General features: G+C 63.9%; 15 protein-coding genes. 12 read left to right on the forward strand and 3 right to left on the reverse strand.

The features are described 5' to 3' along the window. Nucleotides 1-104 precede the first annotated feature (104 nt). The 7 genes from D8Y22_RS03265 to D8Y22_RS03295 all read left to right on the forward strand — a co-directional run bounded on the left by D8Y22_RS03265 (nucleotide 105) and on the right by D8Y22_RS03295 (nucleotide 5,636). Complete coding sequence (locus D8Y22_RS03265; protein WP_141463285.1) at nucleotides 105-494, forward strand: urease subunit beta; 390 nt, start codon at nucleotides 105-107, stop codon at nucleotides 492-494. Further along, entirely contained in the window at nucleotides 491-2,197 is a 1,707-nt protein-coding gene (gene ureC, locus D8Y22_RS03270; RefSeq protein WP_141463286.1) for an urease subunit alpha, read from the forward strand. Before D8Y22_RS03265 ends, ureC begins: the two co-directional genes overlap by 4 nt. 84 nt (nucleotides 2,198-2,281) lie before the next feature. After that, nucleotides 2,282-2,698 carry an urease subunit gamma gene (locus D8Y22_RS03275; RefSeq protein ID WP_141463287.1) on the forward strand — a complete coding sequence of 139 codons (417 nt, stop codon included), beginning with the start codon at nucleotides 2,282-2,284 and terminating at the stop codon, nucleotides 2,696-2,698. Beyond that, entirely contained in the window at nucleotides 2,698-3,318 is a 621-nt protein-coding gene (gene ureG, locus D8Y22_RS03280; protein WP_141463288.1) for an urease accessory protein UreG, read from the forward strand. The genes D8Y22_RS03275 and ureG overlap by 1 nt, the downstream gene beginning before the upstream one ends. After that, complete coding sequence (locus D8Y22_RS03285; RefSeq protein ID WP_141463289.1) at nucleotides 3,315-4,280, forward strand: urease accessory protein UreD; 966 nt, start codon at nucleotides 3,315-3,317, stop codon at nucleotides 4,278-4,280. The genes ureG and D8Y22_RS03285 overlap by 4 nt, the downstream gene beginning before the upstream one ends. Further along, a complete protein-coding gene (ureE, locus tag D8Y22_RS03290; RefSeq protein ID WP_141463290.1) occupies nucleotides 4,280-4,873 on the forward strand; it encodes an urease accessory protein UreE in 594 nt (197 codons plus the stop codon). The genes D8Y22_RS03285 and ureE overlap by 1 nt, the downstream gene beginning before the upstream one ends. Beyond that, the gene (locus tag D8Y22_RS03295; RefSeq protein WP_141463291.1) at nucleotides 4,863-5,636 is read left to right on the forward strand and encodes an urease accessory protein UreF; all 774 of its coding nucleotides are present in this window, start codon (nucleotides 4,863-4,865) and stop codon (nucleotides 5,634-5,636) included. Before ureE ends, D8Y22_RS03295 begins: the two co-directional genes overlap by 11 nt. A 111-nt stretch (nucleotides 5,637-5,747) precedes the next feature. Here D8Y22_RS03295 and D8Y22_RS03300 read toward each other — a convergent pair whose 3' ends face one another. From D8Y22_RS03300 to D8Y22_RS03310, 3 genes are all read right to left on the reverse strand, one after another. Then, complete coding sequence (locus D8Y22_RS03300) at nucleotides 5,748-6,740, reverse strand: transcription initiation factor IIB (RefSeq protein WP_394348185.1); 993 nt, start codon at nucleotides 6,738-6,740, stop codon at nucleotides 5,748-5,750. Nucleotides 6,741-7,004: 264 nt separating this feature from the next. Next, the gene (locus tag D8Y22_RS03305) at nucleotides 7,005-7,979 is read right to left on the reverse strand and encodes an aldo/keto reductase (protein ID WP_141463293.1); all 975 of its coding nucleotides are present in this window, start codon (nucleotides 7,977-7,979) and stop codon (nucleotides 7,005-7,007) included. A gap of 332 nt (nucleotides 7,980-8,311) precedes the next feature. Then, complete coding sequence (locus tag D8Y22_RS03310) at nucleotides 8,312-8,773, reverse strand: universal stress protein (RefSeq protein ID WP_141463294.1); 462 nt, start codon at nucleotides 8,771-8,773, stop codon at nucleotides 8,312-8,314. A gap of 225 nt (nucleotides 8,774-8,998) precedes the next feature. Between D8Y22_RS03310 and D8Y22_RS03315 the strand changes: the two genes are divergently transcribed. The 5 genes from D8Y22_RS03315 (at nucleotide 8,999) to D8Y22_RS03335 (ending at nucleotide 13,254) form a co-directional block, all read left to right on the forward strand. Then, nucleotides 8,999-9,739 carry an SDR family NAD(P)-dependent oxidoreductase gene (locus D8Y22_RS03315; RefSeq protein WP_141463295.1) on the forward strand — a complete coding sequence of 247 codons (741 nt, stop codon included), beginning with the start codon at nucleotides 8,999-9,001 and terminating at the stop codon, nucleotides 9,737-9,739. 89 nt (nucleotides 9,740-9,828) lie between these two features. Continuing rightward, a complete protein-coding gene (locus D8Y22_RS03320; protein ID WP_141463296.1) occupies nucleotides 9,829-10,626 on the forward strand; it encodes a YqcI/YcgG family protein in 798 nt (265 codons plus the stop codon). Further along, nucleotides 10,623-11,186, forward strand: a complete 564-nt coding sequence (locus tag D8Y22_RS03325; RefSeq protein ID WP_246084342.1) for a cysteine hydrolase family protein — start codon at nucleotides 10,623-10,625, stop codon at nucleotides 11,184-11,186. The genes D8Y22_RS03320 and D8Y22_RS03325 overlap by 4 nt, the downstream gene beginning before the upstream one ends. A 551-nt stretch (nucleotides 11,187-11,737) precedes the next feature. Then, nucleotides 11,738-11,884 (forward strand): DUF1328 domain-containing protein, encoded by a 147-nt coding sequence (locus tag D8Y22_RS03330; RefSeq protein ID WP_141463298.1) that lies wholly within the window; start codon nucleotides 11,738-11,740, stop codon nucleotides 11,882-11,884. A gap of 200 nt (nucleotides 11,885-12,084) precedes the next feature. Continuing rightward, the gene (locus tag D8Y22_RS03335) at nucleotides 12,085-13,254 is read left to right on the forward strand and encodes an acyl-CoA dehydrogenase family protein (protein ID WP_141463299.1); all 1,170 of its coding nucleotides are present in this window, start codon (nucleotides 12,085-12,087) and stop codon (nucleotides 13,252-13,254) included. Nucleotides 13,255-13,261 lie beyond the last annotated feature (7 nt).

Here is a 13,261-nt window from a genome sequence, read left to right on the forward strand (position 1 = left end):
ATATTGTTGTACGAACGTAGGTTTACATCAGTCGTACTCATTTTGGCACGTATGGGACCAAACACGCGTACAATCCCCACTGGTCGGGACGGAGTGATCGGCGGATGAGCGAGTTCGTCCCGGGCGAACTTCGGCCGGCCGACCAACCGGTTTCGATCAACGAGGGCCGGGAGACAGCGACGGTTACCGTCGAGAACACCGGTGATCGACCAGTCCAGGTCGGCTCGCACTTTCACTTTTTCGAGGTTAACCCCGGGCTGGCGTTCGACCGGGAGACCGCCTACGGCATGCGACTGAATATTCCGGCGGGCACTGCGGTCCGGTTCGAACCGGGCTGTGACCGCGAGGTCGACCTCGTCGCTATCGGCGGGGATCGCGTCGTCCACGGAATGGGTGGACTCGTCGGCGGCGAACTCGACGACGACGATGTCAAAGCGCGCGCGATGGAACGCGCTCGAGAACGGGGATACATCGACGACGAGGGCGACCGATGAGTCGGGAGCTTTCGCGACGCGAGTATACGGATCTGTTCGGGGCGACCGAGGGCGACCGGATTCGCCTCGGCGATACCGACCTCTTCGCGACGATCGAGACCGACCACGGCGTCCCCGGCGAGGAGGCCGTCTTCGGCGGCGGGAAGACGATGCGCGACGGGATGGGGATGCAGTCGGGGACGACCCGGGCAGACGGCGCCCTCGACTGGGTGTTCACGAACGTCGTGACGATCGATCCCGTCCTGGGCGTCCGTAAGGGCGACATCGGCGTCCGGAACGGCGAGATCGTCGGCGTCGGCAAGGCCGGCAACCCCGACACGATGGACGACGTCGATATGGTGATCGGCTCGAGTACGGATACGATTCCGGCGGACGGCCTGATCGCGACGCCCGGCGCGCTCGACATTCACGTCCACTTCAACAGCCCGCAACTCGTCGATCACGCGCTCGGATCGGGCGTCACGACGATGTTCGGCGGCGGCTTCGGCGGCGGGGCCACGACCTGTACGCCCGGCCCCGAAAACATCAAACGCTTCCTCCAGGCTGCCGAGGAGTGGCCGGTCAACGTCGGCTTCTACGGCAAGGGCAACAGCAGCCAGCCTGAGACGCTGTACGAACAGATCGACGCCGGCGCGGTTGGACTCAAACTCCACGAGGACTGGGGCTCGACGCCCGCGGCGATCGACACCTGTCTCGAGGTCGCCGACGAGGAAGACGTGCAGGTCTGTATCCACACGGATACGCTCAACGAGTCGGGCTTCGTCGAGGACACCTTCAACGCCATCGACGGGCGGGCGATCCACACCTTCCACATCGAGGGTGCCGGCGGCGGCCACGCGCCGGACGTCCTCGAGTTGATCGGCCACGAGCACATGCTGCCGTCCTCGACGAATCCGTCGATGCCCTACACCGAGAACACGTTCGACGAGCATCTCGATATGGTGATGGTCTGTCATCACCTCAATCCCGACGTGCCCGAAGACGTGGCCTTTGCCGAGTCTCGCATCCGTGCGGAGACGATCGGTGCGGAGGATGTCCTCCACGACACCGGTGCCATCTCGATGATGACCTCCGACTCTCAGGCGATGGGCCGGATGGCCGAAGTCATCAGCCGCACCTGGCAGACCGCCCACAAGATGAAGAATCAACGCGGTCCCCTCGAGGCCGACGAGGACACCGGCGCGGACAACGCTCGCATCGAACGCTACGTCGCCAAATATACGATCAACCCCGCGATCACGGCCGGTATCGACGACTACGTCGGCTCGCTCGAGCCCGGCAAGCTGGCGGATATCGCGCTGTGGGAGCCCGCCTTCTTCGGGATCAAGCCAAAGACAGTGATCAAGGGCGGCTTCCCCGTCTGGTCGGAGATGGGCGAGGCAAACGGCTCGCTGATGACCTGCGAGCCGGTAATCGGGCGCGAACGCGCCGGGGCACAGGGGAAGGCGAAACACGGGCTCTCGATCTCGTTCGTCAGCGAGGCCGCCGCCGAGAACGAGGTCGGCGAGGCCTACGGCCTCGAGACCCCCGTTCGACCGATCGCCGAAACGCGCTCGGTGCGCAAGTCGGACATGGTCCACAACGACCACTGCCCGGACGATATCGAGATCGACGCCCAGACGTTCGAGGTCGAGGTCGACGGCGAACACGTCACCTGCGAACCGGCCGACGAAATCCCGCTCGCACAGCGATACCTGCTCTAAATCGATGCTCCACACCACACAACCGACGCCGGCGACAGTACCGTCACGAACTGCAGCCTCGAGTCCCGCGACGGGGGTGAGTCGATGAAGCTCTCGCCAAAGGAGATGGAGCGGTTGACGGTGTTCATGGCCGCCGAACTCGCCCGCCGACGGAAAGAACGCGGCGTGAAGCTAAACCATCCCGAGACGGTCGCCTACATCTCGGACTGGGCCTGCGAAGCGGCCCGCGAGGGCAAGTCCGTCTCGCAGATTCGATCGGAAGCGACCCAGCTCCTGACTCGCGAGGATGTCATGGACGGCGTTCCCTCCATGGTCGACATGATCCAGGTCGAACCCGTTTTTCCCGACGGCACCAAGCTCGTGACGATTCACGAACCCATCCGGGCCGACAGCCGCGAGCAACTCGAGGTGGTCGATCCCGGGCCGGGCGAGGAGTTCGACCGCGAGGCAACTGGAACGGAACCGAACGACGCAGACGAGACCGACGCGGAGGCCGAATAATGGGGTACAGAGACGTCGCGAAAGTCGGTCTCGGCGGCCCGGTTGGCTCGGGCAAGACCGCGATGGTCAAGTGCCTCGTGCCGAGACTCGTCGAGAAGGGTTACGAGGTGGGCGTCATCGCCAACGACATCATGACTCAGGAGGACGCCGACGTCTTCCGAGAGTCCTTCGCGGATCTGTTGCCCGAAGATCTCGTCGAGGGCGTCGAGACGGGGGCCTGTCCCCACACGGGCATCCGCGAGGACCCCTCGATGAACCTCGCGGCGATCGACGAGTTCACCGAACGCCACCCCGAACTCGACGTCGTGCTCGTCGAGAGCGGCGGCGACAACCTCGCGGCCACCTTCAACCCCGAACTCGCCGACTACTTCCTGTTCGTCATCTCGGTCGCGGAGGGCGAGGACATCCCGCGCAAGCGCGGGCCGGGTGTCACGCAAGCCGACCTCCTCGTGGTCAACAAGACCGATCTCGCCCCCCACGTCGACGCCGATCTGGACGTGATCGAAGCCGACGCGAGCGAGGTCCGAGGCGAGGACCCGTTCGTCTTCACCAACTGCAAGAACGGCGACGGCGTCGACGAGACGCTCGATCACATCGAGCGAGAGGTGCTGTTCGCGTGACCGTCGGATCGACCGACTCGAGCGGGCGTTCCGAACTCCCGCTACCCCCGGCGTTCGAATCCTACGCCGACGAATCGCTCGCACAGGCGCCCGCCGGCGGCCCGGGAAAGAACGGGCTGCTCGAGGCCACGTTCGCCCGTTCGGGCGAGAATCCGACGCGGCTGCTCCGCGACCGCGTCGAGGTTCCCTATCACCTGACCGGTACCCTCGAGACCGACCCAGCGCCCGGATTGACGACGCTGGTCGCCCAGGAGCCGACCGGCGGCGTCGCTCAAGGTGATCGCCACCGGCTGCGACTCGAGGCTCGGACCGGCGCTCGCGCCCACGTCACGACCCAGAGCGCGACGAAAGTCCACAGCATGGATGCGAACTACGCCCACCTCGACGCGACGCTGCGGGTCGAGGACGGCGGATTTCTCGAGTACGTGCCGGGCCCGACGATCGTCAACGAGGACGCCCGCTGCCTGCAGACGGTCTCGATCGATCTCGCGGACGACGCCGTCGCCATCGTCGCGGACGTGCTCGTCCCCGACGGGTTGAGCGACCACGAGGCGTTCGGCTTCGATCACTACCACTCGCGCGTCGAGGCCGAACACGACGGTCGGCTGGTCTGTGCCGACGCCGTCGATTTGCGGCCGGACGAGCGCGATCCACGGGATCCGGCGAGCGTCGGTGCGTACGGCGTCGTTGGCTCGCTGTACGTCTTCGCGCCCGGCGGTGTGGCGGATGGAAAACCCGCGTTCGACCCCGCCCTCGAGAGCCTGATCGAACACGTCTCAGAGCGACTCGAGAGCGACGACGACACACAGGCCGGCGTCTCGAGACTCCCTCACGAATCGGGCGTCGTCGTTCGGTTGCTCGGCCATCGCGAGACGGACGTGACCGACGCGCTCCGGCAGGCCTGGGACGAGACGAGACGCGAGCTACTGGGGGTCGGCGCACCCGCCGACCGGCGATACTGATGGAGCGAATCGACGGGATCGTCGGCAACGTCCACGCCGACGACGAGCTCGCGGCCCGGCGGGACGACCACGCCGCGGCCGGCACGCTCGAGCGGGTCGTCCTCGAGGCCGACAACCGTCGCCGATCGCGCTTCCGGGCGACGACCGACGCGGGGACGGACATCGGTGTCGTACTCGATCGGGCTGCGGTGTCTGCCGGGGATGTCCTCGTCTGCGAAGCCGACCGGATGATCGTCGTCGCGTTCGAGCCGCTGGAGGCCCTCGCAGTAACGCTCCCCGAAGCGACCGACGACGCCCTCGAGGCCGCGGTCGAACTCGGGCACCGAATCGGCAACCAGCACTGGGATCTGGCCGTCGAGGACGGCGTCGTCTACGTTCCCCTCGAGGCCGACCGCCACATCGTCGAGCGAGTGGTCGCCAACGTCGTGGCGAATTCGACCGTCAGCGAGACGACTGTCGACGCCGATCTGTTCGTGACCGACCTCGAGGACGAACCTGGATACGATGGCTCTCACGCTGATCACGAGCACGGCCACGACGACCACGATCACGGCCATACCCACGCCGATCACTCCCACGACCATGACCACTAACGCCGACGCGTTTCTCGCGGCGCTTCGCCTCTCGGACTCGTTTCTCCCGGTCGGCGGCTACACTGCCTCCTACGGCCTCGAGCAGTACGTCAACGAGGATCGAATCGAAGACGGCGACGCCCTGCAGGAGTTGATCGCCGCCTACCTCCGGCGCGTGGTCGGTCCCTGCGAAACGGTAGCGCTGGCGAACGCCCACGAGGCGAGTGCGACCGACGATCTCGAGGCGCTGCTCGCGGTCGACGAGCGCCTGCACGCCGTGACGATGCCCCGGGAGTTTCGCGAGAGTTCGACGAAAGCGGGTGCGAAGCTCTGTGAATTGCTCGAGCAAACCGACTCACGGCGGACAGCCGGCGACCCAACGGGTAATAGCGGCGGGAAAGTCGCCGGTGACGGCGGAGCAGGTTGTGGCGAACCTGTCGATCTCGAGTCTACATTCGCCGATGCGATCGCGGCCGACGAGACGCCTGGGCACTACCCGGTCGTCTTCGGCGTCGTTGCACAGGCTCGAGGCGTCTCGCGACTCGAGGCCTGTCTCGCCCACGCACACGCGTTCGTAACGGGATTGCTCGGGGCCGCCCAGCGACTCGGTCGGTTCGGCCACACGGCGATCCAGACCGTGCTCGCCGACCTTCGACCGACGATTCGGACCGTCTGCGAGCGCCACGTCGACGACGAGCCGCGGGCGATGGCGTCGTTTGCACCGCTGGCGGAGATCATGGGAATGCGACACGAACGAGCAGAGCGGCGGCTGTTCATGAGCTAATCGCACGGCTCGAGGCGGAAACGGACGACCGCCGATTCTTTTCCGGCGATCGCTCGAGGGAACCGGCCCTGTTCTGTAAAGAGAGTCGCGTCCGCTCGCCGCTCGCGTCGATCAGCCGTCGGCTTCGGTTCCCGGCCCGGCAAGCTCGAGTTCGAGCAGTTCCTGGTACCGATTCCGAATCGTCACCTTGCTGATGTCGGCTGCCGTCGACACGGTGCCTTGTGTAAGCTCCTCGTCGGTGAGTCGACTCGCCGCGTAGATGGCGGCAGCGGCGAGGCCGACGGGGTGTTTTCCGCTGTGGAGTCCCTCCTCGATTGCGGCCTCGAGCAATTCGTGCGCACGACGTCGAGTCTCGGTCGAGATATCGAGTTTCGAGCCATACCGCGGAAGGTACTCGAGGGGGTCCGGGGGCGCCATCGGCAGTTCGAGTTCCCTGACGAGATAGCGGTAGGAACGGGTGGCCTCGAGGTAGTCGATCCGGCTGACGGCTGCGAGTTCGTCGATCGACCGCGGGACGCCGGCCTGACGGAGCGCCGCGTGCAGCGCGGCCGTCGCCATCCCTTCGATCGATCGACCGGGGAGGAGTTCGTCCTCGAGCGCGCGCCGGTAGATGACGCTTGCGGTCTCGCAGGTCGGTTCCGGGATTCCGAGAGCCGCTCCCATGCGTTCGATCTCGCCGAGGGCGTGTTGCAGGTTGCGGTCGCTGGCGTCGGTCGTCCGGAATCGCTCGTCCCATCGGCGGAGCCGCTGGAATTGCTGACGCCGCTCGTCCGAAAGCGCTGCACCGTATCCGTCCTTGTCGCGCCAGTCGATGGTCGTCGACAGACCTCGGTCGTGGAGCATTACCGTGGTCGGCGCGCCGACGCGGGACTTCTCGTCTCGTTCGGCCGCGTCGAATGCCCGCCACTCCGGACCGTGGTCGATCCGCTCGTCGTCGACGACGAGACCACATTCCACACAGTAGGCCTGATCATCCCTGGTTCGTATTCGACCGTCGCACTCGGGACACGACTCAGTCCGACTGACACGGTCCGTCGTCGGGTCTCCGTGATCGGTTTCGGTGTGACTCGCCGTCCGCTGTCGTTTCGATTCGGTTTTCGTCATCGGCATTGTTTGAAACTGATCTGGTCCGGTTCGGCGTCGTCGTGGGGCCGGCAGCCCGCTCCGCTGATACCGATCGATCCGGTTTCGGTGATCTATCGTTGTGAACGAGAGTTAATTACTCTTGTCCACAAAAAACACCTCACGAAACCAAAATGGGTTTCATAAACGCGAAGGAGTCCTCGCGTTGACTCGAGGCTACCCGACCGGCCAAACGAACGCACACCACGCGTGTCGACGACTGTCGATTCTACGCGTCGCCGACGATCACGCGTGACCCGACACGGGCACAGGTTCGTATGGTTCCTCGAGGTAGGCCATATCCGACGCCGACAGCGAAATTTCGAGGGCTTCGACCGCCTGTTCTAGGTGTTCGACGCTCGTGGTGCCAACGATCGGTGCGTCGACCCAGTCTTTGTGTAGGAGCCAGGCGAGCGCGATCTGAGCCATCGTCACACCCTTGTCGGCGGCCAGTTCCGCGACACGTTCGTTGATCTCCTGACCGCCGCCGTCGCGGTAGGGGTGTTCGTACATGTACTCTTCCGTCTCGCCGCGAGTCGTCGCGTCGATCTCCTCGTGGGGACGGGTGAGATAGCCTCGAGCCAGCGGTGACCACGGGAGGACGCCGACGTTCTCCTGTTGGCAGTAGGGCAGCATCTCGCGTTCTTCCTCGCGGTAGACGAGGTTGTAGTGGTTTTGCATCGTGAGAAACCGCTCGAGACCACGTTCGTCGCTCGTGTGCCGGGCGGTGACGAACTGGTTGGCCCACATCGACGAGGCACCGACGTAGCGGACATCCCCGCGCCGGACAGCGTCGTCGAGCGCGCGCATCGTCTGCTCGATCGGCGTGTCGTAGTCCCAGCGGTGGATCTGGTAGAGGTCGATCGTGTCCATCCCCAGTCGGTCCTTGCTCGCCGCGAGTTCCTGTTCGATCGTCTTCCGGGAGAGTCCCTGGGAGTTCGGATCGTCCTCGCGCATCGGGTGAAACACCTTCGTCGCGACGACCGACTCTTCGCGACGGCCCTCGAGTGCCTCGCCGAGTATGCGTTCGGACTCACCTTTTGAGTACATGTTCGCGGTATCGAAGAAGTTGATGCCGAGATCGATCGCCCGATCGATGATTTTCTTGCTCTCCTCGTCTTCTAAGACCCACTCGCGCCAGTCTGTCGACCCGAAACTCATACAGCCCAGACAGAGGCGGCTGACTTCCATGCCGGTCGAACCGAGTGTCGTATACTCCATGGCTAGGGATACGCACACCAAACAAAAAACAGTATGTAGGGCGGCAATCTATCCGTCGTAACTTTCGATTCGGGTACCGACGTAACGCGACAGTAATTTTTAGTGTTCTCGGTCCATCAGTGCCGACCGTCCATGACGGACGAACAACCCGACCGAGATGAGAACCGCAACGACGACGGCATCGTCTCGCGGATCAAGAACGTGTTCGACCGATAACTGAACCGTTCGCTCGGCCGCTTTCGACCGTCATCCGTCGTTTTTTGCGTGCGTTCGCCCGGTAGCTGCCGGTGTCCCGACTCGGTTCCGGCCGCCCGAACTCGGCACCGATCGAATTACTCGTAGCCGTCGTCGCTGCGGACGAACGTCGCCGGGCAGGGTGCAGAGAGCAACACTTCCTGTGCCGTCGAGCCGAACACCGCTTTACCGGTCGGCGACCGGCGCCGGCCACCGACGACGACGCGGTCGGCATCGGCCTCGTTCGCGAGGTCCACGATCGCCGTTCCGTGATCGCCGACCGCGCCTCTGATTTCGTAGTCAAGATCGTGCTCGTCGAATGATCCCTCCAGGTCGCGGATCGTCGAGTGTCTGGCTGCGACTTCGTCCGGTTCGATCTCGTCGTCCGCGTCAAATTCGAGACGTGCGATGACGTCGTCGTATTCGTCGTCGGTAAAGACGTGTGCGAGGATCACGGTGGCATCTGCGGGCGACGCGACCTCGAGAACGGCCTCGGCGAGTTCGTCGCTACGATCGGCGTCACTGGGCCCAACGGCGAGCAACACGGTGTCGAGCGTCATACTGACCTGTAGGAATCCGAACCACCGTAAATCTACGGCAATTAGATCGATGGGACTGATACGGTTTACTGTACGTCAGTTCCGGCCCAGCCGCGACCCGGGCGGCGGCTGGGCCGGTACATCGGTACAGGAATCCGTATGACTGGCAGTCCGACTCGAGACGGACTTCCGACGGCGACAGCGACGATCGGTAGTCGGTTAGGGCTCCATCGCATTGGGTCGCCCATGGACGACCCAAACCTCTCGGGCCAGACGGCACTGGTAACGGGAAGCGGACGCGGCGTCGGTCGGGCGTTTGCACTCGCACTCGCCGACTGCGGGGCGGCGGTCGCCGTCCACTACCACACGAGCGCTGACGCAGCCGCTGACGTTGCCGCCGCGGCGAGCGAGCGCGGCGCGAGCGAGACGACGACGGTCCAGGGCGACGTCACCGATCCCGAAAGCGTCGACGGCATCTTCTCGACCGTCGAAACCGATCTCGGAAGCGTCGACGTACTGGTCAACAACGTCGGCGATTTCGCCCCCAACCACTGGGAGACCCTCGAGATCGAGGCTTGGAACCGGGTGCTCGAGACGAACGTCAACGGTACGTACCTCTGTTCGAAGCGGGCCTTGCCGTCGATGCGTGAGGCAGCGTACGGCCGCATCGTCAACGTCGGCTACGCCTCCGCCGAAAAGGGCCTCGTGAGTCCCAAGAACTTCCCGTATTTCGTCGCGAAAGCGGGCGTCCTGCAGTTTACGCGGATGCTCGCCGCCGACACACAGGACGATGGAATCACGGTCAACGCAATCTCGCCGTACGTCGTCGAGAACTCCGACGAGTTCCCCGCGGACCTCCCCCGGGACCGCCCGGCGAGTTTCGACGACCTGATCCAGCCGCTGTATCTCTTCGTCGATCCCGACAGCGACTACATCAGCGGCGAGAACGTCGAAGTCGACGGCGGCTGGCTTCCCGAGACGGTGTAAATCCACACCCGCAGACGCCTCTCGCGAACCGACCCGCGTTTCGACGACCGAACCTCAATCTACATTTAGGTCGCCACGAACACGTTTCTATGAACGAGTCTGGCATCCAGTCACTGCTGGATCAGGAGACGCTCGAACGCCGCGTCCGGCGTGGCGAGGCTCCCGAGTGGGTCGGTGCCCACTGGGAATCGTTTCAGGATGGACTGCTGGGCGAGCGAAACGACGCGCCGTTTCCGTGTTATTTCGGCGTCGAATCGGTCGCTGCGGGCGAACCGCTCTACACGGCGGTCCCCTCGATGCGCGAGGCCGACGCCCTGATCGGACTCCGCGACGTGATCCTCGAGTATCTCGAGCGCTACGAGGACCACGCCGACCGTGCGTCGCTGGTCACGTTCTTCAAGCCGCCGGCACAGCCCCTCACAGAGCGCGAGTATCACGACGCGCTGTGGCACGTTCTCCAGACGTTACACTGTCACGACCCCGAGCCCTGGCCCGAGGATATCCCGACCGATCCCGACGATCCCTACTGGGAATTCTGTCTCGGCGGCGAGCCCATGTTTCCGACCTGCAGAGCGCCCTTTTACGACCAGCGCAAGAGTCGCTACTGCCCCATCGGTCTCGAGATCACGTTCCAGCCGCGGGCGCTTTTCGAAGCGCTCGGCGTTACCGCCGATACCGACGCGGGCGAGCGCGCTCGAGACATCATTCAGGATCGCATCGAAGACTACGACGGCATCTGTCCCCACCCCGATATCGGCGACTGGGGCGTCGACGGCGACCGCGAGTGGCACCAGTACATGCTCTCGAGCGACGACGAGCGAGCTCCCTCGACGTGTCCGATGACGGTCACGCGAACCCATCCGAAACCCGGCGCGAGACTGCCGTGAGCACTGCCAGTGACCCGCTCGCGGAGAGCGTCCTGCTGTTGATCGATTTCCAGCAGGGGTTCGACGAGCCGTCCTGGGGACCGCGAAACAACCCCGAGGCCGAAGCCCGTGTCGCGGAGCTACTCACACGTTGGCGCGACACCGATCGTCCGATCGTTCACGTCCGTCACGACTCGAGCGAACCGGACTCGCCGCTACGGAGCGATCGGCCGGGATTTGCGTTCAAGCCGAGCCTCGAGCCCCGCCCGGACGAGCGGACCGTCGTCAAATCGGTCAACGGCGCGTTCGTCGACACCGACCTCGAGTCCTGGCTTCGCAGGCAGGGCTACGACCGACTGCTGATCGCCGGGTTGACGACCGATCACTGCGTCTCGACGACGACGCGGATGGCCGAGAATCGCGGCTTCGACGTGACCCTCCTCGCCGACGCCACGGCGACCTTCGAACGCTCGTTCGACGGCGAATCCTTCGACGCCGAGATGGTCCACCGGACGGCGCTCGCTCACCTCGAGGGCGAGTTCGCGACCGTGACGACGACCGCGTCGGTACTCGAACGATAAACCTCTCATTTCACACATATTTGGAATCCATATATGATCAGATTATGTAATGTCTGTGTCTCCGGTCGTCGGCCACCAGCCTGCGGGCTTTCCGTCGCCGTCGTCCTCGAGCCGATCAGGGAAGCGATACGGGGAAGGAGGGTCGCCCTGAGATCGTGGCGAGGGATGCGAGTTACGGCTCGAAACCGGTTGCTCTTTTGGCGGAGTGTATCGGCGAACGGAACGACCGTAAGCAGTCGCCGTCCGTCCAGCGACTGCCTTCATCGACCGCTATCTGCCGGTACGAAAGGCCGAAGCGGGGTCGCGAGTGTTCGGGTGGCACAATCCGAATACAGGGAAGATGTCTCCCCGACTACCTGCGAGCTCACTGCGGGCTTTTAAAATATGATATATTGCACATAATACAATAATTACCAGTAAAATTATGTGGTGTGTGATTAAATCGTCAGGGTACAGTAGTCGTTTCGAGCACGGAAGCCGACCGGGAACGAGGGGAATCGGTGGCGTATTCAGGCCGAATCGGTATCTTTCGGAGGGGCTAGAAGACGAGTATGTTAGAACTCGCATTGCTGTTTTTCGTCATCGCAATCGTCGCCGGTGCGCTCGGCGCGACCGGCGTTGCAGGACTGACCATGTCGATCGCCAAGTGGCTCGTGCTGGCGTTTCTGGTGCTAGCTGTGCTGTCACTGCTGCTGTAAGTACTGCCCACGAACCGCACGGCACTGCTCGATCGACGCGAGCCGACGGCAAGACCGGGCTGACTCGAGCAGACCGAGACAATGTCGGCGGATTCGTGAGCGACGAGCGAACTGAACGCTACGCTGATGAGTTCCACATCAGCACGAGAGCGCCGCGAGTACCGGATCATTTATGCGCTCGCCTCGTGTGAACTACTGACATGGAGTTTCAACTCAGTCAGGAACAGCGACTCATCCGCGACGAGATCCGGACGCTGTGCAGTGACTTCGGTGACGAGTACTGGCGCGAGAAGAATCGCAACCACGAGTTCGCCTGGGAGTTCTTCGAGGCGTTCGCCGACGGCGGCTGGTGTGGGATCACGGTCCCCGAGGCGTACGGGGGGCAGGGCTATGGCGTCCAGGAGGCTTCGATCGTCCAGCAGGAAATCGCCCGTTCGGGGGCGGCGATGGCGGGAACGTCGATCACGTCCCACCACGTCTTCAGCGTCGCGCCGCTGGTCGAGTTCGGCGACGAAGCACACAAAGAACGCTACCTCCCACAGATCGCCGACGGCGATGTCATGGTCTGTACGGGCGTCACCGAACCCAACGCCGGGACCGACACCTCGCGGATCGAGACGACTGCAGACCGCCAGGGCGACGAGTACGTCATCAACGGGCAGAAAATCTGGACCTCGAAGGCCCAGGAAGCCGACGTTATCATGCTGCTCGCCCGGACCAAGCCGCGAGAAGATGCCGACCGGTTCGGCGGCCTCTCGCTGTTTTTCACCGAATTTTCACCCGAAAAAGACGGCGTCGACGTCCAGGAGATTCCGAAGGCTGGCCGGGGTGCAGCCGATTCTAACGAAGTGTGGTTCGACGATGTCCGTATCCCCGCCGAAGACCGAATCGGCGAGGAAGGTGAGGGCTTTACGTACCTGCTCTCGTTTGCGAACTCCGAGCGAATCAGCATCGCCGCAAACGCCGTCGGCATCGGCCAGGCGGCGATCGACAAAGCCGCCGACTACGCTCGAGAACGGCAGGTGTTCGACGATGTCATCGGCTCATACCAGGCGATCCAACACCCCCTCGCCGACTCCTGGAGCAAACTCGAGCAAGACGAACTGATGGTCCGGAAGGCGGCGTGGTGTTACGACGAGGGCAAAGACGCCGGGGCACCATCGAACGCCGTCAAACTCAGGGCCAGCGAAGACGCTATCGAAGCCTGCGAACGTGCCGTCCGCGTCCACGGCGGGATGGGCTACGCCCAGGAGTACGACGTCGAACGCTACTGGCGCGAGGCGATGATCAACGTCATCGCACCCATCTCGAACGAGATGGTCAAAAACTACATCGCCCAGCACGTCCTCGAGTTGCCGCGGTCCTACTAATCCGGGA

Source organism: Salinadaptatus halalkaliphilus (assembly GCF_006543045.1).
Lineage (GTDB): Archaea > Halobacteriota > Halobacteria > Halobacteriales > Natrialbaceae > Salinadaptatus > Salinadaptatus halalkaliphilus.